Origin of the sequence: Pseudidiomarina insulisalsae (assembly GCF_003987065.1) — a bacterium.
GTDB classification, from domain to species: Bacteria; Pseudomonadota; Gammaproteobacteria; order Enterobacterales; family Alteromonadaceae; genus Pseudidiomarina; species Pseudidiomarina insulisalsae.
Genome location: NZ_PIPY01000009.1, coordinates 1 through 21,306, shown reverse-complemented (window position 1 = coordinate 21,306; position 21,306 = coordinate 1). Strand labels below are relative to the sequence as shown.

The window sequence follows — 21,306 nt, the reverse complement described above, 5'->3', positions numbered from 1 at the left end:
CGTAATGAATAGCCCCATTAAACTAGATACACTCGCAAAAATACAGGAGTAAGCCCATGAAAATTTTAATGGTTTTGACTTCGCACGACGAGCTTGGCGACAGCGGGCAGAAAACCGGCTTCTGGGCCGAAGAGTTTGCAACACCTTACTATCTGCTCAAAGACGCCGGTGCGGAAATCGCGCTGGCATCGCCGCGCGGTGGTCATCCGCCTATCGATCCTAATAGCCAACAGGAAGACGCGCAGACGCCTGCGACCGTCCGCTTATTTCAGGATCGCGACGCCAAAGATCAGCTAGCAACCACATTAAAATTGACCGAGGTCGATGCTGATGACTATGACGCAGTATTCTTTCCCGGCGGTCATGGTCCACTTTGGGATTTGGCCAGCAATGAAGCGTCATTGCAACTGATTGAAAAGTTCTGGCGTCAGGGTAAGCCGGTTTCGGCGGTCTGCCATGCTCCGGCAGTATTCATTAATGCCCGCGATCAGCACGGTGATAACCTCGTCAAAGGCAAAAAAGTGACCGCTTTCACGAACAGCGAAGAAGCAGGCGTGGGCTTAACCGATGTCGTACCCTTCCTGGTTGAAGATAAATTAATTGAGCGCGGTGCTGATTTCCAAAAAGCTGATGACGGCGAAGCCTTTGTCGTCGTCGATGGTCAGCTGATTACAGGACAGAACCCGGCATCTTCGAAGAAAGTGGCAGAAGCGCTACTGAAAAAACTCCGTTGATAGATTAAAACCCAAAAACAAGAAAGCCGGCAGACGCCGGCTTTTTTGTGCAAGTACTACTTCCACGTGCGCGTTATTCGGACGTCATTTCCTGCAGACGCTGCTGCAGTTCCGGGTCCTGTTGTACCTGCTGAATGACTGCATTGTATTCATCCGGTGAAAGGCCAGCATCGTTGACCGCAGAAATCATCTCCTTTTGCGCTTTTTGCTGAATTTCCTGTGCCGCTTCGGCGTCTTGCGCATTCTGGAACTGCTCAGAGTATTTCTGGCTTATCTGCTGCACGTTGCTCATTGCAACAACAAATTTTTCCAGCAAGGTGTCAGTGATTTCGATTTGCTTCTGTTGTTGCATCGCTTGACCTTGTGCAGCTTGTTGCGCCATCGGCGCGGCAGTTGCCGCAGTGGTTGCGAAGATAGCGGTGGCGATTAAAGTTGGTAATAGCTTTTTCATCATAGCTCCTAAGTTAAAAACATCATTTATCGATACGTGATGGTCACGTATTCGTGTTCACTAAATAAAAAGCAAGCTCCGTGCCAACTTTGTTATTTACCATAAAAACAAAGACTTATGTTTTACGTGGAAAAAGCTAACGGCTAAATGTATACTTTTGTCAGTGACAAAACTGAGGTTGATGTGACAAAAAGATACAGTTTGTTTTCATTTATTATCACGCGGTCACAACGGGCATTTCTGTTTTATTTGGTCTTGCCTTTGCTGGCCTTGTCTGGAATCGCGATTAATGTTGCGCTGGAACAAGCTCGCACATTTCAGGATCAGCGACTGCGCGATGACCTGGAGTTGATTGGTCGCGCTATCCGTCTGCCCCTGAGTGACGCGTTAATGAACAATGACATTGCCCGCGTTCAGGCACACCTTGATGCGGTATTTGACATTGGGCGCGTGTATGGCGCCTCGGTATACGATACCGGCGGCGATCTGGTGGCTGCTGCTGGCGTGACGGAGCGTGATTTATCTGAAAGCCTGTTAGCGGAGCAACTGGTGCTGACTGGAGAACAACAGGACAGCTACCGGCAGGTTGCTGGTCGGGATGTCTATTCGCAGTTCATTCCGGTACATGACCGTGCCGGCCGATTAATTGGCTTTATGCAGCTAAACCGGCGCGCGGAAGATTTTGACCGTAGTTTTGCTCAGCTAGAGCGCATCGCCTGGATCTCATGGAGTATTGTTGCGGTGGCCCTGTTAACAATACTGGCGGTGGGCTTCTATCGTACCAGGCAACAACAGCAGCAAGAGCTCAATGAGCGATTGCGCGAACACCAGAAAATGGCGGCAGTTGGCCAGTTGGCACGCGGTGTCGCGCACGAGCTGGGTGCACCACTCACGGTCATTGCCGGACGTGCAAAGCGTTTGCAGACAAGCCATCCGGATCCTGAAAGCCAACGCCAGTTAACCGCGATTCGTGGTCAGGTGGAACGGCTCACCGGGTTAGTCCAGCAGCTTCTCGATTTTAGTCGCACACCGATAAGCGATCGACAGCCAATAGCCATCAGAAAACTGATTGAACAAGCAAAAAGCGCAGTCATGCATGAGCAAAGCGAAGCGGACCCAGTACTGATCCAGTTTCATGCAGATGGCGAAGATATTCAGCTACAGTGTGATGCTACGCGGCTTGAATTGGCTTTGGTAAATATTCTGCGAAATGCCATGCAGGCGGCCCGCAGTCGCGTTGATATCTATCTGGAAACTAGCGCAGATGAATTAACGATCATTACCGAGGATGATGGCCCTGGTCTGCCGCACCATTCGAATGCCGAACAGCTAATAGAGCCTTTCTCAACGACCAAACCTATAGGTCAGGGCACGGGGCTGGGATTGGCTATCGTTGCTCATATCATTGCCGCACACCAAGGGCGGTTTACCCTAAAAAACCGCCATGAAAAGGGCTGTGAAGCGCGTATAAGCTTACCGCGGCAGGCGCCGAAGGAGGTCTAATGGCACACTTGACAGTTGCGGTCGTCGAGGACGACCCCGGATTACGAGAGCTGCTACAAGAAGAATTGGAAAGCGCTGGTTATGATGTTCGCGCCTTTGGTGCAGCGGAGACGTTTCTTAAGCACTACCGAAACATCAATGCGGCACTCGTTATTAGTGATATTCGTTTGCCCGGCATGTCTGGCATGGAGCTGTTGCAACATCTTAAACAACAGGCTGAGCCTCCGGCTTTTATTTTGATCACAGCCTTTGGCACAGTTTCTCAGGCGGTGGACGCTCTCAAAGAAGGCGCCGATGATTTTCTCACCAAACCACTGGATCTTGAACATCTGTTAGTAAGCGTTGAGCGCGTCATTGACTATCACAAACTGCAGCGTGAAGTTGCTCATTATCGCGCAAGTCAGCGCGGGAATAGTGGCCCCGGTGGCTTGGTCGGCGAAAGCAAGATAATGCGTAAGCTATATGACGAAATCGAGCAAGTTGCTTTGGCCGATGGCGCCGTCCTTATTCAGGGTGAAAGTGGTACCGGAAAAGAGCTGGTCGCGCGGGCCTTGCATCAACAAAGCGCTCGCGCCGAACAGCCGTTTTTAGCAGTCAATTGTGCCGGAATTCCAGCGGAATTGATGGAAAGTGAGTTCTTTGGTCATGCCTCCGGAGCTTTTACCGGCGCGCAGCGTGAGCGTGCAGGATTGCTGCGCGAGGCGGACGGAGGCACACTGTTGCTCGATGAGATTGGCGAGATGCCACTGGCGCTGCAGGCAAAACTTTTACGCGTTTTACAAGAAGGAACGTTGCGCGCAGTAGGAAGCGATCAGGAGCAACAGGTTAATGTGCGCATTATTGCAGCCACCCATCAGGATCTGGAGGCGCGGGTAAGAGAAAATGCATTTCGTGCAGATTTATTTTATCGTTTAGAAACTTTCCGCTTAAGGGTACCTCCCTTGCGCGAAAGAGGGGACGATAAGCTTCTGCTAGCCCATCATTTTTTTAATCAGCTACGCTTACAACAGGATAAAACACTGCTTGGTTTTTCGCCCGCGGCGCAGTCCCTCATTCGTAATTATCAGTTTCCGGGTAATGTGCGGGAACTGCAGAATGCTGTTGAGCGCGCCTATACCTTTTGCCAGGGTGACTGGATAACCCCAGAGTACTTTCCTGAACGCATGCGTAGAGCTACTGAGGTCACACCGTCTACGATAGCCAATGAATATGATAAAGACAGCGATTGGGCGACGTTACAAGAAGTTCAGGAGCGTTACGTAAAACAGGTTTTGCAGGCCACAGAAGGCAACAAAGTGCGCGCCGCGAAAATTTTAGGGGTGACGCGTCGCACACTTTATCGCTGGTTGGCGTCAGTCTCTACCAAAGATAATTAAAGCCAATTCCCAGTTGCAGTTCACGGCCAATACCCGGCTCAAAAGCCCGGCCGCTACCCTGATTCACTACCACCGCGCCAACGTAGTCCTGGTCGGTCAGGTTATGGACTTTTACCCAGGGTTGCAGCTCCAGGTTATCGTAGCGAAAGCTATGCAGATAGGCTAGGTGCCAAAGGGTATGGCTGGGCGCAAAAACACTGTTCGCGTCGTTGGCTGCCAGATCACCGCGATAATCCGCCACCAACTGCACACGACGGCGTTCATCAGGTTGCCATTGTAGCTGCCAGTATGCCTGTTTGCGGGCGACGCCCGGCAGTCGCGCGCCGTTGCTGTAGGTCGCATCGGTATAGCTGGCACTCAGCCGCGTTGACCAGGCGCTGGCAAGCTGCGCGTCCAGTTCCAGCTCGAAGCCTTCGCGTGCGGTGCGCTCAGCATTCACATAGGTAGTGCGGCCGTTGTTATTCTGATCGACCACAATCTCGTTACGGGTAGCAATATCAAACCAGGTCAGACGCGCTTGCAGTACGCGGCTTTGCCATTTCGCACCTAATTCCCATTGCAAATTATTGGCAGGTCCAAGCTCAGTATTCAAACCGGTGCCTTCATTACGATAGGCCAACTCGGTCAGTGTGGGCGTTTCAAAACCAGCGCCGCGGCTCGCATACAGCGACAAATTCGCGTTGAGCTGATAATTCAGGCCAAGCATCCAGCTCAGTTCCTGCATGTCAGCAGCGCCGCTGTCATCGGGGTTCTCGGGAATAACGAAAAAGTCGGTTACGCTGAATTCGGTCTGGTTATAGCGCAAGCCGCTCATCAGCTGCCAGCGACGCAGCGGTTGCCACTGCGCCAGCAGATAGGCCGACTCTGTGCTAACGGTGCCATCGTCGTTGCGGCGTACGTCACCGCGTTCGCCAAAGTCGTTGACGTACCCTAAGCGCCGGTCATTTTGTTCAGCGACTTGCAAGCCGCTGCTGAACTGCCAATTCTGCAGTTGCTCCGGGCGCCATTGGAAAGCGGCATTGACCCCGGTGAAGTCACGGCGCAAATCGATGACGGCGCCATCACCATTTAAGTCACTGCCCGGAAATGGTAGGTACTGTTCGACGTCGCGCCAGCCGCGCCACACTGTCAGCAGTGCCGACTGTGTCGCTGTGTCATGTTCTAAACCCAGCGACGCCTGACGATGGTGAATGCGCTTGCGGGTATTAAACGTGAAAGCGCGCTCCACCGTCTGCGTGGGGTCCTCGCGCCAAGCCGACGGCGTTAATGAGCTGGGGTCTTGTAATAACGGTGCGTGATTATTATCCGCACGTAGCACCAGGCGGGTATTGGCAGCCAGCTGTTGATACCAGCGTAACGCCACCTGATGGCGCTCGGCGCTATTATGCGGGCGCGGGCCATCCGTCTGAAACGTGGCTGCGGCCAGGCGCAGCGCTTTGTCGTCGCCGGCCCAGTCGTGCTGTGCGAATAGCCTTTGGGTATCATTTCCCCCTGCGAATGCATCGATCTGAGTCCAGGTCGCAAGCGGCGCGGCACTGCGCCAGTGAATGACGCCACCGGCGGCATTGCCGTAAAGCGCGGCCAAGGGCCCACGAATGACCTGCACGTTATCGGCTTCGTCGAGCAAAATACTCGAGGTCTGCGCCTGACCATCAGGCATACTCAGCGGTACACCGTCGAGTTGCAGTAGCACGCCACGCACACCAAAGGCGGAGCGCGCACCAAACCCACGCAAGGTAATGCGCGTGTCCTGAGCATAATTGGCACGCGAATCACTTTGCACCCCGGCAATACCACCGAGTAATTCTGCAGCGTCTATGCGCAGACCCGGTAACTGTTCGTCCGTTGCCAGATTGGTTACCGCCGCTGGCAGGGTTTGTGTGGTACTGTGCCGATCGGCAGTAATTTCAATGCGCTCAATGGCGCTCGTGTCGCTGTTGGTGTCCTGCGCATGGCTAACAGACGACATAGCCATGCCAGCACTGGCCATGACAGCCAGTGCTAACTTCGATGGAAACAACATAGATTACTCGTCAGCGTTGGAGATTTTAATGAGTTTACCGTTGCGGTTATCGGTAATAAGATAAATAGCGCCATCCGGTCCCTGTGCAATATCGCGGATACGCTGTTCCACCAGGTCCTCGAATAGCGACTCTTCATGCATAACGCGCTCACCTTCTAAGTCAAGGCGCGCTACTTTTGACGCTTTTAACGCAGCAATCAATAAGTCACCCTGCCAATCAGGGAACTGGCTACCGGTGTAAAAAATAGCGTTTGAGACCGCAATCGACGGTACCCAGTAATAATGCGGCTGAACAGTACCCGGCACGTGGGTTTTCTTACTGATAATACTGCCGTCATAATCGACGCCGTAGGTAGCTTCAGGCCAGCCATAGTTCTCGCCGGCGCGAGGGATATTAATCTCATCACCGCCTTTAGGACCATGTTCAGTTACCCATAACTCGCCGGTCATTGGGTGAATGGCCGCGCCCTGTACATTGCGGTGACCGTATGACCAGATGCTGGGGAGCGCATCTTCTTTACCAACAAACGGATTGTTTTCAGGGATAGCGCCGTCTGGCCAGATACGGACAATTTTGCCGTGGTGATTATCCAGTGTCTGCGCGTCGTCCATTGCGGAATAGCGATCGCCCAGAGTGATGAACAAATGCCCTTCCGGCGAGAACACTAAGCGCGAACCGAAGTGTGCGTTGCTTTTATACTTAGGTTGACCGCGAAAAATAACTTCGACTTCCTGCAGGTGATTGCCTATCAGCTTGCCACGCGCGACGGCCGTACTATTGCCCTCCTCGCCTTCTGGCGCCGGCTCAGCATAACTCAAGTAGACCCAGTTATTGTCTTCATAATTCGGGTCGATCACGACGTCAAGCAGCCCGCCCTGACTTTTATAAACCACGTCAGGTACCCCGGTAATGGCGTTGCTAATCACGCCGTTCATTCCGACCCGGCGCAAGGTGCCTGGCTTTTCTGTCACCAGCGCGTCACCATTGGGCAGAAAGTCGATGCCCCATGGAAATTCGAGATTTTCAGTAATTGTCGTGGCTTTCACTTTGTGGCGTTCAGTCGTTGCGGTCGCGTCATTCTCTTTCGTTTCGGCGGCAACGCTGCTGGCGGCAAACAAGCTGGCTGCAGCCAGTGTCAGTGCAGCGGGTTTGAACAGGTTGTGCAACATAGTGTGCTCCTTAAATGCTCTGGATGTAGCTATTACTATAGTCAAACTTCTGATTTGGATTCATAAAATCGGACTGATTCACTGCAAAGTGCGTTCAGGTAACAAGTCGGCGACAATTTCCCCGAACTTACGAAACGTCTGACGCCGATTTGTCGTTGCGCGATACACCAGGCCAATATCACGTGCTGCCTGCTGTCCTTTGGGCTGCAGCGCTACCAGATCGGTGCCTTGTAAAATGCCGTGGTCGATGGCCATTTGCGGAATAAAAGTGGCGCCAAAGCCAGCATCCGCCATTTGCACCAGGCTGTGTAAGCTGGTCGCGGTGAAAGGATTGATCTTATTTGAATCGGCCAGTTCACAGGCTGCCACAGCATGGCCGGTCAGGCAGTGTTCTTTTTCCAGCAAAAAGATCGATCCATCAGGCAACTGATCATAAATCACCGGCTCCGGCAGATTCTCCGCGAGCGACTTATGCATCACCAGTTTGAACGGATCGCGCCCGAGCAGGTAACTCTGATTGCCCTGCAGGTCCATCGGTAAGGCTAAAATCAAGACGTCCAGCTCGCCATTGCGCAAAAGTTGCAAAAGATTTTGCGTGGTGTCTTCGCGAATATTCAGTTGCAGTTTGGGATGATGCTGATGCACGAACTTACTCAAATCACCCAGTAAAAATGGCGCGATGGTAGGAATACACCCAAGGCGCAACGGGCCCTCCATCGTTTTGCCCTGGCTTTGAGCAAAGTGCAGCAGTTCTTCCGTTTCGGTAAGAATGCTTCGTGCCTGACGCACGATTTCTTCGCCCATACCGGTAAATAGAAATGACTTGTGATCGCGCTCAATTAACTGACAGCCAAGCTGCTCTTCAAGGTTCTGAATACCGCTGCTAAGTGTCGACTGGCTGACATGGCAAGCCTGCGCAGCGCGATTAAAATTCTGATGCTGATGCAGCGCCATTAGGTAACTAAGGTTTTTTAAACTGGGTAATTTGCTCATCAACAGCCTCGAATGCGTTGCTCAAATGGTTTAATCATATTTTCCGATTACTATAATTCGATTTATTCGTTTTAACAAATTCATTTAACCCCCTACTATGCTCCCCGTAACGTAGCGATGTCCCAAGAGGCACCGCGCAACTTACTGATTATTTAATCTAAACCAAGGAGACAACTTAGATGTTAACTGTAGGCGATAAATTACCAGAATTTTCAGTTGTAGCAGCAAAACCAGGCTTCAACATGCCAGAAGAAAATGGCGAAAGCGCATTTGAAACGATTAACAACAAAAGCTTCGAGGGCAAATGGAAAATTATTTTCTTCTATCCGAAAGACTTCACTTTCGTGTGCCCGACTGAAATCGTCGAGTTTGCCAAGTTAAGCGAAGAGTTTGCGGACCGTGACGCAGTCGTTCTGGGCGGTAGCACCGACAATGAGTTTGTGAAATTGGCATGGCGCCGTGAGCACCCTGACCTGAAAAGCCTGAATCAGTATTCATTTGCTGACAACGGTTCACTGGTCGACGGCCTGGGCGTACGTGATCAGGTTGAAAATGTTGCCTTGCGTGCAACCTTCATTGTTGACCCGCACAACGTTATCCAACACGTGTCAGTGAACAACCTGAACGTAGGCCGTAACCCAGCTGAAATCGTGCGTATTCTTGATGGCTTGCAGACCGACGAGCTGTGCCCATGTAACCGCGCGCTGGGTGGCGAAACCCTGTAAGCGACATCATAACCCCCACATTTTTTGTGATGTCACTTTGAGTGCCGCTACGGCGGCACTTTTTTTACGGAGGAATTTGAATGAGCATTGCAGATTACAAACAAGGCTTGGGCGACCACGGCAAAGACACCAAGCTGAACCTGTCGAACCTTTTCGGCAATGTTGACACCTCGGGCATGACCCCGACCCAGTTCTTCGGCACCGCCCTGTCATTGGTTTATTCCATTGGCGATGCTGATTTGATTGCTGCCGTTGAAGCAGAGGCGGACGGCAAAATTGAAGAAAACGTCATTGGCGCCGCGAAACTGGCCGCCACTTTGATGGCAATGAACAACGTCTACTATCGCTTTTTGCACTTAAGCACTGATAAGCAGTTCAGCAAAATGCCAGCTGGCCTGCGCATGAACGGCATGGCGAACCCTGGCGTTGATAAAGCTGATTTCGAGTTGTACTCACTGGCTGTTTCTGCACTAAACGGCTGTGGTATGTGCATTGATTCACACGTTGGCGTGCTGCTCAAGCATGACATCTCAGCGCAAGTGATTCAAAACTCGATCAAAATGGCTGCGGTACTGAACGCAGCAGCCACTGCGCGCCGAATCGCTTAAAAATTATTCGGCAACTGTCACATGTTTGTCATCGTCATGGGGTAGATTACCCATCGACTTCCCTGAGATCTGGTTGTTATAACCCTTTCGCCCGGCCTTCGCGCCGGGCTTTTTTTTTTGCTCGCTATTCGCTAATCGCTGCTCGTTTACTAAGCTTTTATAACCAATATCTAATATCCAGTAACCAGCGAGGTTCCCATGCAGATCAATTGTGAGCGATTGAAAGCCAACCTGCTTGAACTTGGCAAAATCGGCTACAACGAAAATGACCACGGCGTGTATCGGCTCGGTTTCAGTGATTCCGACATGCAAAGTCGCCAGTGGCTGCAGGAAAAGGCTAAAGCGGCCGGCTATGACACTTATATGGACGGCGCCGGCAATGTCTTTTTCGGACGCGGCACGCTGGACCGCCCTGCGGTGCTGATGGGCTCGCATATTGACTCAGTGCCTGCGGCCGGCATATTCGATGGTTCATTAGGCGTTATTGCTGCTTTGGAGGTGATGCAAACGCTGGATGATCATCAGGTGGTCAGCGAAACCCCAGTGTGGGGTGTGGCGACGGCCGAAGAGGAAGGCCGCTTTGGCGGCATGCTTGGGTCGCAGGCGATAGCGGGTCAACTGAATCCGGACTGGTTAATGTCGGCGCATGACGCCGATGGCCTGTATTTAAAAGATGCAATGGCAGCGCAGGGCCTCAACGCAATGGATGCGCTTAATGCTGCGTGGCGCCCCGAGCAGTTAAAAGCGTTTCTTGAGCTGCACATTGAGCAAGGACCGGTACTATTTCAGGACAACGTCCAAATTGGTGTGGTTGAGGGTATTTCAGGCGTCTTCAACTGGATCGTTCACTTACGCGGCAAGCCAGATCACGCCGGCACAGCACCTATGCACATGCGTAGCGACGCGTTTATGGGACTCGCTGATTTTGCGCACGAAATTGAGCGCATTATCGCTGAAAACGGCACCGATAAGACTCGCATTACGGTAGGTAAGGTAGAACTGAAGCCAGGTGCACCGCATACCGTTCCCGGCGAGGCCGTATTCACCGTTGTCGGACGCGATACCGATGAAAAAGTCATGGAGGAAATTGCCAATGCCTGCCGTAAAGCACTCTCTGCGATTGCACGGAAGCATCGGTTAATGTTCGAGTATGAACAAATTAGCTGGCTGGCGCCCAAGCCGTGCTCGCCATCGTTGACGGATCTGATTGAGAAACAAGTTCAGGAGATGGGTTACAGCTATCAGCGTATGCCCAGTGGCGCCGGGCATGACACGCAATTTCTGGGTGAAATCACCGAGGCCGGACTTATTTTTATTCCGTCGGTGAATGGCGTCAGTCACGCTCCGGATGAATGGTCGCACTGGCATGATGTCGAAGCGGGAACCAATGTCCTTCTGCAGTCGGTACTAGCCTTGACCGGCAAAAGTGGCAAGTAGAATGCACAGCTGGATTGATCTCTATCACTGATATTTGTCAAAAAATGAGCGTATAATCCCCGCATATCTTGTGGAAATAGCTGAGGGTGACGTACGGTTATGGAGCAGAAAGTGAAAGTGATGGCGGCGGATCAGGTCAAGATCCAACGCCCCGATCCCAACAAGAAGAATAACGACTACGCACCTCGCAGCCGCATCTATGTGCGCGATGTCAAAGGTAAGCTGGAGTATTTCCGGCGCATCTTCGGCTTCCTGCTGTTATTCGTGTTTGCGGCCATTCCTTGGCTGCAATGGAACGGTGATCAGGCCGTGCTGCTCGATATTGCCAACCAGCGCTTTCGCATTTTTGGCATGACACTCTGGCCTCAGGACCTGACCATTCTTGCCTGGATATCCATTGTGGCGGCCTTCGCACTGTTCTTCGTGACCACGCTGTATGGTCGTGTGTGGTGTGGTTTCATGTGTCCGCAAACCACCTGGACCTTCATCTTTATGTATATAGAGAAGAAGTTCGAAGGGCCGCGCAATAAACAAATTGCCCTGGATCGTCGTCCATGGGACTTCGACAAATTGTGGCGTAAAACGGGCAAACATGCCGCCTGGCTGCTGGTCGCGCTGCTTACCGCAATGACCTTTGTCGGCTACTTTACCGATATCCGTGAGCTGTTTGTGGAGTTCTGGACCTTTGACGCTGGCTTCTGGGCGATTTTTTCGGTGCTTTTCTTTACCTTTTGTACCTATGGCAATGCCGGTTGGATGCGCGAAATCATGTGTACGCATATGTGCCCGTACGCGCGCTTCCAGTCAGCCATGTTTGACCAGGACACGATTACGGTTTCCTATGATCCCAACCGCGGCGAGCCGCGTGGACCACGGGCTCGTAAAGCTGATCATAAAGAGCAAGGTCTGGGTGACTGCATTGACTGTTATATGTGCGTGCAGGTATGTCCGACCGGCATCGATATTCGTAACGGCCTGCAATATGAGTGCATTAACTGTGGTGCCTGTGTCGATGCCTGTAACGATGTCATGGACAAAATGAATTATCCGCGCGGACTCATCCGTTTTACCACCGAGCGCAACCTGCAAGGCGGACGCACTCGTAAAACCCGCTTTAAGGCGGTCGGTTATTTTGTGGTGATGATCGCTATGACCGCCCTGCTGGTCTGGGACATTTCGACGCGCAAGCCTTTGGAAGTGGATGTACTGCGTGATCGCAATCAGCTTTACAGCATTAGCATGGAAGGCTGGGTACAAAACGTTTACACCCTGAAAGTACTCAATAAGTCGCAACTGACACAGACCTTTGAGATTAGTGTGGCTGGTTTTGACCGCACCCGCCTGACCGGCAATACGTCGGTTACGATTGAAGGCGGCAGCATTGCAACGGTTCCGTTGACGTTAGCGGTGCACCCGGATGAGGTCACCGAACGTGTACATAATATTCGCTTTATTGTCACCCGGGCTGACGGTGAAGTGACTGAGCACCGGGTAACGAGTTTCCTCTATGAATAATGCGACGGACGCGGCGACGGACTTTAGCTTTACCGGGCTGACGCCTGATCTCATTGCCAACGCGCTGGCCAGTGCCGGGGTTGATCCCATGTCTGGCCTGCTGGCGCTGAACAGCTACGAAAACCGGGTCTATCAGTTCGTTGCCGATGATCAGCGCCGCTACGTGGCGAAGTTTTATCGCCCGGCCCGCTGGAGCAATGCCCAGATTTTAGAAGAGCATACCTTTACTACCGAGTTGCGCGACGACGATGTGCCGGCGGTGGCGCCTTTGGTCTTAAACGGCACCACTTTGCATATCTACGAAGGGTATCGCTTTAGCGTGTTTCCCAGTGTGGGTGGACGTGCGGTGGAGCCAGGCGACCTGGACCAGCTAGAGCGTATTGGGCGGCAAATAGGTCGTTTGCATGCGGTGGCCCGCCAAGGCGAATTTCACCATCGTAAACAGCTTAATGCCACCGATTTCGTTAGTGATTCCTTAGTTACCCTGCGCCAGACCGAGCTTATTCCGGACAATTTACAAGCCGCCTTCTGGGCTATTGCCGAGCCGTTAAGTGAGACGCTGCTTACGGTTGACTTCAGTGGTTTTGATCAACAGCGATTGCATGGTGACTGCCATCTTGGCAATATGCTGTTGCGCGATGACCTGCTCACCTTTGTCGATTTCGATGATGCCATGACCGGGCCGGCAGTACAGGACTTGTGGATGATGTTGGCGGGGGATGATCGGCAACAGCGCTGGCAACAGCTTGATGCGTTGGTCAGCGGGTATGAAGAATTCTGTGATTTTGACGAACGTGAAACGCGTCTGATTGAACCCTTACGCGGTTTTCGCATCATACACTACATGGCGTGGCTGGCACGGCGCTGGGAAGACGCAGCATTTCAACGGGCATTTCCCTGGTTTGCCGAGCAACGTTACTGGGAACAACAGGTGCTGGTACTAAAAGAGCAGTTTGCGGCATTACAGGAAGCGCCGCTTGAGCTGCGGCCGAATTTTAATCGTTAACTTAGAAACTTTAATTGTAAAAACAGGAATCAACTATGAAGAAGTTGTTGTTTGCCGTTCTGGCACTGATGGTCTTTCCCGTAGCTGCACAGCAGTTTGAAGAAGGTGTGCACTATGAGGTGATTGCCGAGCAAGGCACCGACGAGCCAGAAATCAAAGAGTTCTTCTCGTTTTTCTGTGGCGCTTGCTATCGCTTTGAGCCGATTGCACAGGCGATGGCTGAGAAGTATCCGAATGCCTTTGAAAAGTCACATGTGTCGTTTATCAATTACAAAGGCCAGGGCATGATGATGAATCAGGCTTGGGCGCTGGCGCAGCAACTGGACAAAGAAAAAGAGATTTCGGCGGCTATTTTTCAGCGTAACTTCGCCCAAGGCAATATGATTGGCAGCGAGGAGGACTTTGCCGCTATTTTTGCCACCAATGGCGTTGCCAAAGATGACTTCAAAAAGATGATCAACAGCTTCGCAGTACGCGGTATGGCCAATAAAATGGACCGTGAGGCCTCGAACTACGGTGTCAACTCAACGCCAACCTTCATCGTGAATGGCAAATACAAGCTGATTCCACAGGGTTTCAGCGAAAGCCAGAACTTTGCCGATGACTTTATTGCTGCGGCGGGTTATCTGCTCGAGAAATAAGTTTTTCGTACACTTCATCTTTATGCTGCCAACGCTGGTTCAGCCAGCGTTGGAAGCTGTCTTTAAACTCCGCATCATTAAAGTAATCGCCAATCAGCTCCGACTGCATTGGAATGGTCTCGACGTTTACGTAAATATCGCGCAGCTGCCCACTTAGCAGCAGCCACACCGCGGGACGCTTATCCGACGGATAGACAATAGTAATGTCCAGAATGGCGTCAAATTGTTCACCCATGGTTTGCAAGGTGAATGCCGTGCCACCGGCCTTCGGCGGCAGAAGGTGTTTAAACGAACTGTTCTTACGTTGGTGCTTTTCCGGTGTAAAACGCGTGCCCTCGCAGAAATTAATCACCGTGGTAGGAATATGCCGGAATTTGGCGCATTTCTTCTGCGTGGTAGCAATATCCCGACCTTTTAACTGCGGCTTGCGGGCAATCTGCTCGCGACTGTAGCGCTTCATAAACGGCATATCCAGTGTCCAGCAACCCAGGCCAATAATGGGTATCCAGAACAACTGCTGCTTTAAGAAAAAACGCGGCATGGGCATGTTGCGGGAAGCCAGGTGCATCAGCACTAAAATATCCACCCAACTGCGGTGGTTACATAAGATCATATACCAGCGGTCGCGATGTAGCTGCGCGTCACCATGAATATGCCAGTGCATGGGCTGGGTCAGGCGGAACATCATCGACATGGCATAGCCCCACAACCGGAACAGCGCATTAGCAAACGTTGATAAGCCGCGTTGTACCGCCGGAATCGGTAGCAGTAATTTCGGTAACCCTACCAGGATCACCAAAATACCTATTATGGCGGTGGCGAGTGCCCCGAAAATGAAGTTAATGATGACGCGAAAAGGCGCTAATAAAAGCGTAAGCATAAGCGGTTCCGACCAAAAAAGTATCGTCTCATCATACGGAAATTGCAGTGAAATGCTCAACTTAAAATTCGTATTGAGCTTACGACAGACGAACTTGCCAGTGTCGAAAAAAACAGCTACAGTTATACTGTATATTTATACAGTATTTGCGAGGTTGTTATGGCACATCCCTTACAAGAACTGGTGCACAAAGGATGGGTCTGGCAGGGGCGCGAGGCCGCTGAGCAGTTAGCACCAGAGCAATTAGTCAGTAGTGGTTGGGCAGAGCTTGATCGGCGCTTGGGCGGCGGTTGGCTACGCGGCGCAGTGCATGAAGTACAGGTTCAGCACCATTTTCAGGGCGAGTTGGCCTTGTTGCTCCCCGTGTTGCTGGCGCAGGAAAAACCTTGTCTGTGGTTGAACCCGCCTTGCCAGCCCTATTGGCCGGGTTTGCGTTACCAACAATTAAAGCAAGCGCCGTTGTGGCTACAAGAAAGCGACCCTAAGCAAGCCTTATGGGCCTTTGAGCAAGCGCTGCAAAGCGAAGCGCTGGGCGCGGTAGTCGCGTGGTTTGACAGTATTGACGCCAGCGCCGTACGGCGGTTGCAACAAAGTGCTGCCAGGCACCAGCAGATGGCTTTTGTTATCACGCCCTGGCAGCAAACCACCGAAGCGCGTGCTTATGTGAACCGCTTGCAACTCAGCTGGGCTTCCGAGCAACTTCAGGTCGCTGTACTCAAGCGTCGCGCCGGTTGGCCGTTGCCCGCCTTCCCTTGCAACGTAGCGCGCCACCTGCCAGAGCGCCGACGGTTATCAGCATGAGTCAGACCAAGCTTTGGTGGTTCTTGCATGTGCCGCAGTTGCTGCTCGATGAGCAACTGAGCTTGCAGAGCAAAGTGCAGCGGCAACAGCCACAGGTGCTGTGTAGCAGCGACGGGCAGCGGCGGCGACAGGTGGTGCAAGCGAATCGCGCGGCAATGGATGCTGGCGTGCGTCTGGGTATGGCCGAAGTAATGGCAAGTACCTTGCTACCTGATTTGCAGCAGCGTGATTACGACGAAGCCCGTGAAACCTTGGTACTCAGACGGCTGGCGCAGTGGCTGCATCAGGACATTGCGCAGATTGCACTGTATCCGCCGCAAGGCTTATTGCTGGCCGTGCATGATCTGCAGCGTATGTATGGCGGCTATGCCGGGGTGCAGCGGCAATTGCAACGGCGCTTGCGCGGCATTGCCGTGCAGTATGTTGTGGCTGCGGGCTATAGCCCTTTGGTAGCCCGCATTTTGGCGCAGTCCGGCACCAGCTTGCTTAGTGCCGATAAAGCGGTATTGCAGCAGGCACTTGGCCAGGTTGCGATAACGCAGAGCTTATTACCGCCGCAGCAACAGCAGCAGTTACAAGAAGTTGGTATTGAACAGCTGGCACCACTGTTGCAATTGCCGGTGGCTGAACTCGGTGCGCGCTTTGGCCGCAGTATGCTCAGTTATATGGCGCAACTCAAAGGTGAGCTGTTACCGCCGCAAGAATGGTATCGCCCGCCCCTGCGCTTCCATGAGCGCCTGGATTTACTGACCGAAGTCGCCAGTTGGCAGCAACTGCTGTTTCCGTTGCGACGCTTGTTGCAGCAACTAGAGGCCTTTTTACAGGTACGGCAACTGAGCGTCAGTGAGTTTGCGCTTGTGGCCCACCACCGCAATAAGGAACAAACCTTTGTTCGTGTGGCGTTTGCCCTGCCCTTATGGCGACAGCGTGACATGTTGCAACTGGTACAACTGCAGCTCGAACGCCAGCAATTAACTACACCAGCGCTGGAAATCAGTTTACGGTCCGAAGGCTTTACTGCGCGCGAAGCGCAACACGGAAGTTGGTTGCCAGCGCAGCAAGACGCCCACGCCCAGCGCAATGAACAGCGGCGCTTACAGGGCTTGATCGGTAAATTACAGGCACGACTTGGCACGCAAGCCGTGCAGCAAGCGCAACTGGTACAGGACTGGCGGCCTGAATTAGCCCAGCAGTGGCAGGCTGAAGGAGCCTCTGTCGGTCTTGCGGCGGAGAAGAATGCAGCGAAAACGACATCAGCAAACCTGCCAAGGCCCTTATGGTTATTGTCCGATGCCGAGCCGATTAATATCAGCGACTGGCAGTTGCAATGGGGCCCCGAACGTATTCAAAGTGGTTGGTGGGACGGCCAGAGTATGGTGCGTGACTATTTCATAGCGCTTGATCGCTGGCAGCGACAAGGCTGGATCTATCGTACGTGTGCAAATCAACAAAGCAATGAAAGCAACGAGCAGTGGTATTTGCATGGCTGGTACAGTTAATAGCACTCCTCAGTGGCGGCCAAGTGCCCTGAACTGCGTCACCAATTACAGCTTTTTGTATGGCGCTGCGCACCCGCACGAATATATTGAGCGCGCTGTGCAATTAGAGTACCGGGCGCTGGCGATTACCGATGAATGCTCGGTGGCTGGAGTGGTACGTGCTTTTGTGGCCATGAAAGGTGTCACTAACGACTTACAGTTACTGATCGGCAGCTTCTTTGTGGTGCCTGAATTGGGCACCTTAATTGTGATAGCGCAAAACCGGCAAGGCTACGGCCAGCTTTGCCGCTTGATCAGTCTGGGCCGCAGCCGCTGCGCGAAAGGCAGCTACCAGGTTGCGCTTGACGACTTCTTGCAGGGGCTGGATGATTGTTTACTGTTATGGCGGCCTGAGGAGCACTATTTTAGTACGCAGATGACAAAACTACGTAGCGCTTTCCCCGAGCGTTTATGGCTGGCCTATGCGCGGCATTATCAAGCGAATGATGTGCGCGAAGTGCGTACTTATCAGCATTACCAACATGTCAGCCAACTGCCGGTGGTAGCCGTTGACGAGGTACTTTATCCTGCGCCTGAACGGCAACAGCTACATGATGTGATGACCGCCATCCGGCACCGGCAAACAGTAACGGAGGTACGAGCTGAGCTAAGGCCCAATGCCGAGCACTATTTACGCTCGGCGGCGCAATTACAGCGCTGCTACCCGCAACAGTGGTTGCGCGCGGCCGATACCATTGTTGCACAGTGTAACTTTCAATTGAGTGAGCTTAGCTATGAGTACCCTGCTGAGCTTGTTCCTGCGGACTTAAGCGCCACAGAGTACCTGCGTCAGCTTGCCTATGCAGGCGCCAAACAGCGCTTTCCCGAGGGCCTGCGCAGTGACGTGCAGGCAAAACTGGAAAAAGAGCTGAGCCTTATTGCCGAGTTAAAGTACGAGTATTTCTTCTTAACCATTCACGACATTGTGCAGTTTGCCCAGCAGCGCGGCATTCTATATCAGGGTCGGGGTTCGGCGGCGAACTCAGTGGTGTGTTATTGCCTGCAAATTACGGCGGTGAATCCTGATCAAATTGACGTACTGTTTGAGCGTTTTATTTCAAAAGAGCGTGACGAGCCGCCCGATATTGACGTGGACTTTGAGCACCAGCGGCGCGAAGAAGTCATTCAGTACATTTATAAGAAGTACGGTCGTGATCGTGCTGCACTGGCGGCGACCGTGATCCGTTACCGCTTACGCAGTGCCTTTCGTGATGTCGGCAAGGCATTGGGGTTTAATGAACAAGAGCTTGGTCACTACCTGCGGCAAATTGACCGTCGTGATCAGGACACCCCCTGGCATGAACAGCTGGCCTTGCTCCAAAAAGGTTTACCGCAAACCGAACGAGGACGATGGCTGTTGCAACTGACGGAACAGCTGCGTGGCTTTCCGCGGCATTTGTCACAACATGTCGGCGGTTTTGTTATTGCTGCGGGTCCGCTGGCCGATCTGGTGCCGATTGAACATGCCAGCATGGCCGATCGCACGGTCATTCAATGGGATAAAGACGATTTAGAAACCTTAAAGCTGATCAAGGTCGATGTGTTAGCGCTGGGCATGTTGTCGGCGCTACGGCGCATGTTGCAATTAGTGGCAGAGCATTACCAGCGGCCGCTTGATTTAGCCAGTATCCCCACCGAGGACCCGAAGGTCTATCAGATGCTGCAACGCGCCGACTCCATTGGTGTATTTCAGATCGAATCGCGCGCGCAAATGAATATGTTGCCACGGCTGCGCCCTGCCACCTTTTATGATCTGGTGGTGCAGATTGCCATTGTGCGGCCGGGTCCCATTCAGGGCGACATGGTGCATCCCTATTTGCGCCGCCGTGCGGGTGAAGAAGCAGTCACCTACCCCAGTGAAGAAGTACGGCAAGTCACCGAGCGCACCTTGGGCGTACCGATTTTTCAGGAACAAGTGATTAAACTGGCGATGGTGGCAGCGGGCTTTAGTGGCGGTGAGGCTGATCAATTACGCCGCGCCATGGCCAACTGGCGCAGCACTGGTGAGTTGCAGCAGTTTGAGCAACGCCTGATTGCCGGTATGCAAGAGCGTGGCTATCGGCTTGACTTTGCCCAGCGTATTTACCAGCAGATTTGTGGTTTTGGCGAGTACGGCTTCCCTGAGTCACATTCGGCTAGTTTTGCCAACTTAGCTTATGCCTCAGCATGGTTTAAGTATCATTACCCGGCCGCATTTTATTGTGGGTTATTGAACAGTTTACCGATGGGTTTTTATTCAGCCGATCAACTGATTCAGGACGCGCGCCGCCATGACGTGGCAATTTTGCCGGTCGATATCCAAACCAGCGCCTGGCAACATCAACTGGTGCCGATGCAAAACGGCATGGCGTTACGTCTTGGCTTGTGTTTGGTGCGTGGCTTGGTTGAATCACAAGTGCAGGCGTTACTCGCCCGGCGCCCCGCAGCGGGCTTTACCTCGTTAAGTGCGCTGCGTCAGGCCGGTGCCAGCCCGGCTTTATTACAGCGGCTGGCCGCCGCCGATGCATTAAAGAAAATTGCCGGGCATCGCTACCAAAGCCAATGGCAAACATTGGCTGAGCAAGCGGAACAGTTACCTTTATTTGTTGATGGGAATGCCGATGCGGTCAGCAATGATGCCATTCAACTGCCTCCCCCCTCTGAAGTAAAAGACCTGGCCGCCGACTACCGCGTGCTGGGCGCATCCATTCGCCGTCATCCGCTGGCTTTACTCCGCGAACGTAAGTTGCTCCGAGGGGTACGCACGGCTGCGGAGCTGGCAAACTGTCGTCACCAGCAAATTGTGCAGGTGGCGGGGCTGGTGACGTGCCGCCAGCGTCCGGGCACCGCAGGCGGGGTCACTTTTATTACTTTAGAAGATGAGACCGGCATGGTGAACGTGGTGGTCTGGCAAGCGACGGCCCGCGCTCAGCGCCAGGAATACCTGACTGTGAAGCTGCTCAAAGTGGTAGGCACCGTAGAGATTCATGGCGATGTCATTCATGTTATCGCCGGACGTTTAGAAGATGGAGCGCCATTGCTGGCGCAACTTGAATTAAAAGGTAAACGCTCGCGTGACTTTCATTAACTGTTGTCAGCGTCCTTAAACCGACTCGACATTCTCCGCATAGTCATCTTTAAGACGCACATAATTTTCTGCAGAAGCTGGCAAAAACGCCCGTTCTTCTTCTGTCAGCGGTCGCGCCTCTTTCGCTGGACTACCCACATACAGGTAACCACTACGCAATGTCTTACCTGGTGGGACTAGCGTTCCCGCGCCAATGATCACATCATCTTCCACGGTAACGCCGTCCATAATAATAGCCGACATACCGATCAGAATACGGGAACCAACAGTGCAACCATGCAACATGACATGATGGCCTACGGTGACATCGTCACCAATGATCAGCGGGTGGCCTTCGGGGTGGCCGCTACTTTTACGACTGACATGTAATACACAGTTGTCCTGGATATTGGTCCGGGCACCAATCTTTATAAAGTTTACGTCGCCACGGGCAGACACCAATGGCCAGATACTGCTATGGTCGCCTAAGGTAATATCACCGACCAACACCGCACTCGGATCGACATAGACCTGCTCACCAAACGTCGGCGCGATACCCCGATAACTACGAATATCTCCTTTCATGGGCGTTTACCTCTTAAATTGTTATCTTTTTGATCCTGAATGTAACTCTAAAGGGTAGCAGAAAGCCTTATATCTGGCGAGCTGATACAAAAACCGACCGATCTGCACAACAAACCAGCAGTCAGCAAAAAAACACGCAAAAACTTCAAAAAGGCGCTTGACGTGGCAAGTTAAATCTCTAAAATGCGCTCCACGCTTGAGGCAGGCAACGAAGCCGCCAAAAGCAGAAGTTTTCAGTCAGAAAAAATTATGCCGAAAGGCTTGACAGAAAACT

18 protein-coding genes are annotated in these 21,306 nt (G+C 52.5%); 12 read left to right on the top strand and 6 right to left on the bottom strand.

Annotation, left to right across the window (positions count from 1 at the left end; all coding sequences use genetic code 11):
- The first annotated feature begins 56 nt into the window (after positions 1 to 56).
- Positions 57 to 734 carry a type 1 glutamine amidotransferase domain-containing protein gene (locus tag CWI71_RS09160; RefSeq protein ID WP_126754968.1) on the top strand — a complete coding sequence of 226 codons (678 nt, stop codon included), beginning with the start codon at positions 57 to 59 and terminating at the stop codon, positions 732 to 734.
- Positions 735 to 807: 73 nt separating this feature from the next.
- Here the strand turns inward: CWI71_RS09160 and CWI71_RS09155 are convergent, their stop codons facing one another.
- On the bottom strand, positions 808 to 1,185 hold the full coding sequence (locus CWI71_RS09155) for a DUF4168 domain-containing protein (RefSeq protein ID WP_126754967.1): 378 nt from the start codon (positions 1,183 to 1,185) through the stop codon (positions 808 to 810).
- 183 nt (positions 1,186 to 1,368) lie between these two features.
- Here CWI71_RS09155 and CWI71_RS09150 point away from each other — a divergent pair, with 183 nt between their 5' ends.
- Both CWI71_RS09150 and CWI71_RS09145 read left to right on the top strand, forming a co-directional pair.
- Entirely contained in the window at positions 1,369 to 2,688 is a 1,320-nt protein-coding gene (locus CWI71_RS09150; protein ID WP_241967681.1) for an ATP-binding protein, read from the top strand.
- On the top strand, positions 2,688 to 4,064 hold the full coding sequence (locus CWI71_RS09145; protein ID WP_126754965.1) for a sigma-54-dependent transcriptional regulator: 1,377 nt from the start codon (positions 2,688 to 2,690) through the stop codon (positions 4,062 to 4,064). Before CWI71_RS09150 ends, CWI71_RS09145 begins: the two co-directional genes overlap by 1 nt.
- Here the strand turns inward: CWI71_RS09145 and CWI71_RS09140 are convergent.
- The 3 genes from CWI71_RS09140 to CWI71_RS09130 all read right to left on the bottom strand — a co-directional run bounded on the left by CWI71_RS09140 (position 4,048) and on the right by CWI71_RS09130 (position 8,250).
- Entirely contained in the window at positions 4,048 to 6,087 is a 2,040-nt protein-coding gene (locus tag CWI71_RS09140; RefSeq protein ID WP_126754964.1) for a TonB-dependent receptor family protein, read from the bottom strand. The two genes, CWI71_RS09145 and CWI71_RS09140, sit on opposite strands and share 17 nt — an antisense overlap.
- A 3-nt stretch (positions 6,088 to 6,090) precedes the next feature.
- Positions 6,091 to 7,257, bottom strand: a complete 1,167-nt coding sequence (locus CWI71_RS09135; RefSeq protein ID WP_126754963.1) for a PQQ-dependent sugar dehydrogenase — start codon at positions 7,255 to 7,257, stop codon at positions 6,091 to 6,093.
- Positions 7,258 to 7,335: 78 nt separating this feature from the next.
- A complete protein-coding gene (locus CWI71_RS09130; protein WP_126754962.1) occupies positions 7,336 to 8,250 on the bottom strand; it encodes a hydrogen peroxide-inducible genes activator in 915 nt (304 codons plus the stop codon).
- 179 nt (positions 8,251 to 8,429) lie between these two features.
- On the opposite strand from CWI71_RS09130, the gene CWI71_RS09125 reads away from it, so the two are divergent.
- From CWI71_RS09125 to CWI71_RS09100, 6 genes are all read left to right on the top strand, one after another.
- Complete coding sequence (locus CWI71_RS09125) at positions 8,430 to 8,975, top strand: peroxiredoxin (RefSeq protein ID WP_126754961.1); 546 nt, start codon at positions 8,430 to 8,432, stop codon at positions 8,973 to 8,975.
- Between the two features lie 80 nt (positions 8,976 to 9,055).
- The gene (locus CWI71_RS09120) at positions 9,056 to 9,583 is read left to right on the top strand and encodes a carboxymuconolactone decarboxylase family protein (protein ID WP_126754960.1); all 528 of its coding nucleotides are present in this window, start codon (positions 9,056 to 9,058) and stop codon (positions 9,581 to 9,583) included.
- A 198-nt stretch (positions 9,584 to 9,781) separates the two neighbouring features.
- Positions 9,782 to 11,020 (top strand): Zn-dependent hydrolase, encoded by a 1,239-nt coding sequence (locus CWI71_RS09115; protein ID WP_126754959.1) that lies wholly within the window; start codon positions 9,782 to 9,784, stop codon positions 11,018 to 11,020.
- A gap of 99 nt (positions 11,021 to 11,119) precedes the next feature.
- Positions 11,120 to 12,535: a cytochrome c oxidase accessory protein CcoG gene (gene ccoG, locus CWI71_RS09110; protein ID WP_126754958.1), complete on the top strand. Its 1,416-nt coding sequence runs from the start codon at positions 11,120 to 11,122 to the stop codon at positions 12,533 to 12,535.
- A complete protein-coding gene (locus CWI71_RS09105) occupies positions 12,528 to 13,541 on the top strand; it encodes a serine/threonine protein kinase (protein WP_126754957.1) in 1,014 nt (337 codons plus the stop codon). Before ccoG ends, CWI71_RS09105 begins: the two co-directional genes overlap by 8 nt.
- A 35-nt stretch (positions 13,542 to 13,576) precedes the next feature.
- Positions 13,577 to 14,182 (top strand): thiol:disulfide interchange protein DsbA/DsbL, encoded by a 606-nt coding sequence (locus CWI71_RS09100; protein WP_126754956.1) that lies wholly within the window; start codon positions 13,577 to 13,579, stop codon positions 14,180 to 14,182.
- Here the strand turns inward: CWI71_RS09100 and CWI71_RS09095 are convergent.
- Entirely contained in the window at positions 14,148 to 15,062 is a 915-nt protein-coding gene (locus CWI71_RS09095) for an acyltransferase (RefSeq protein WP_126754955.1), read from the bottom strand. The two genes, CWI71_RS09100 and CWI71_RS09095, sit on opposite strands and share 35 nt — an antisense overlap.
- Before the next feature lie 159 nt (positions 15,063 to 15,221).
- Here CWI71_RS09095 and CWI71_RS09090 point away from each other — a divergent pair, with 159 nt between their 5' ends.
- From CWI71_RS09090 to CWI71_RS09080, 3 genes are read left to right on the top strand one after another with little or no spacing between them, the layout of a single operon-like run.
- On the top strand, positions 15,222 to 15,863 hold the full coding sequence (locus tag CWI71_RS09090) for an ImuA family protein (protein ID WP_126754954.1): 642 nt from the start codon (positions 15,222 to 15,224) through the stop codon (positions 15,861 to 15,863).
- Positions 15,860 to 17,362 carry a Y-family DNA polymerase gene (locus tag CWI71_RS09085; RefSeq protein ID WP_126754953.1) on the top strand — a complete coding sequence of 501 codons (1,503 nt, stop codon included), beginning with the start codon at positions 15,860 to 15,862 and terminating at the stop codon, positions 17,360 to 17,362. Before CWI71_RS09090 ends, CWI71_RS09085 begins: the two co-directional genes overlap by 4 nt.
- Positions 17,346 to 20,468, top strand: a complete 3,123-nt coding sequence (locus CWI71_RS09080; RefSeq protein ID WP_126754952.1) for an error-prone DNA polymerase — start codon at positions 17,346 to 17,348, stop codon at positions 20,466 to 20,468. Before CWI71_RS09085 ends, CWI71_RS09080 begins: the two co-directional genes overlap by 17 nt.
- A 15-nt stretch (positions 20,469 to 20,483) precedes the next feature.
- Here CWI71_RS09080 and CWI71_RS09075 read toward each other — a convergent pair whose 3' ends face one another.
- Entirely contained in the window at positions 20,484 to 21,032 is a 549-nt protein-coding gene (locus CWI71_RS09075; protein WP_126754951.1) for a gamma carbonic anhydrase family protein, read from the bottom strand.
- Positions 21,033 to 21,306: the final 274 nt, after the last annotated feature.

Coding starts and splice junctions, on each gene's coding strand:
- CWI71_RS09160 (WP_126754968.1), top strand. CDS start 57: ATGAAAATTTTAATGGTTTTGACTTCGCACGACGAGCTTGGCGACAGC.
- CWI71_RS09155 (WP_126754967.1), bottom strand. CDS start 1,185: ATGAAAAAGCTATTACCAACTTTAATCGCCACCGCTATCTTCGCAACC.
- CWI71_RS09145 (WP_126754965.1), top strand. CDS start 2,688: ATGGCACACTTGACAGTTGCGGTCGTCGAGGACGACCCCGGATTACGA.
- CWI71_RS09140 (WP_126754964.1), bottom strand. CDS start 6,087: ATGTTGTTTCCATCGAAGTTAGCACTGGCTGTCATGGCCAGTGCTGGC.
- CWI71_RS09135 (WP_126754963.1), bottom strand. CDS start 7,257: ATGTTGCACAACCTGTTCAAACCCGCTGCACTGACACTGGCTGCAGCC.
- CWI71_RS09130 (WP_126754962.1), bottom strand. CDS start 8,250: ATGAGCAAATTACCCAGTTTAAAAAACCTTAGTTACCTAATGGCGCTG.
- CWI71_RS09125 (WP_126754961.1), top strand. CDS start 8,430: ATGTTAACTGTAGGCGATAAATTACCAGAATTTTCAGTTGTAGCAGCA.
- CWI71_RS09120 (WP_126754960.1), top strand. CDS start 9,056: ATGAGCATTGCAGATTACAAACAAGGCTTGGGCGACCACGGCAAAGAC.
- CWI71_RS09115 (WP_126754959.1), top strand. CDS start 9,782: ATGCAGATCAATTGTGAGCGATTGAAAGCCAACCTGCTTGAACTTGGC.
- ccoG (WP_126754958.1), top strand. CDS start 11,120: ATGGAGCAGAAAGTGAAAGTGATGGCGGCGGATCAGGTCAAGATCCAA.
- CWI71_RS09105 (WP_126754957.1), top strand. CDS start 12,528: ATGAATAATGCGACGGACGCGGCGACGGACTTTAGCTTTACCGGGCTG.
- CWI71_RS09100 (WP_126754956.1), top strand. CDS start 13,577: ATGAAGAAGTTGTTGTTTGCCGTTCTGGCACTGATGGTCTTTCCCGTA.
- CWI71_RS09095 (WP_126754955.1), bottom strand. CDS start 15,062: ATGCTTACGCTTTTATTAGCGCCTTTTCGCGTCATCATTAACTTCATT.
- CWI71_RS09090 (WP_126754954.1), top strand. CDS start 15,222: ATGGCACATCCCTTACAAGAACTGGTGCACAAAGGATGGGTCTGGCAG.
- CWI71_RS09085 (WP_126754953.1), top strand. CDS start 15,860: ATGAGTCAGACCAAGCTTTGGTGGTTCTTGCATGTGCCGCAGTTGCTG.
- CWI71_RS09080 (WP_126754952.1), top strand. CDS start 17,346: ATGGCTGGTACAGTTAATAGCACTCCTCAGTGGCGGCCAAGTGCCCTG.
- CWI71_RS09075 (WP_126754951.1), bottom strand. CDS start 21,032: ATGAAAGGAGATATTCGTAGTTATCGGGGTATCGCGCCGACGTTTGGT.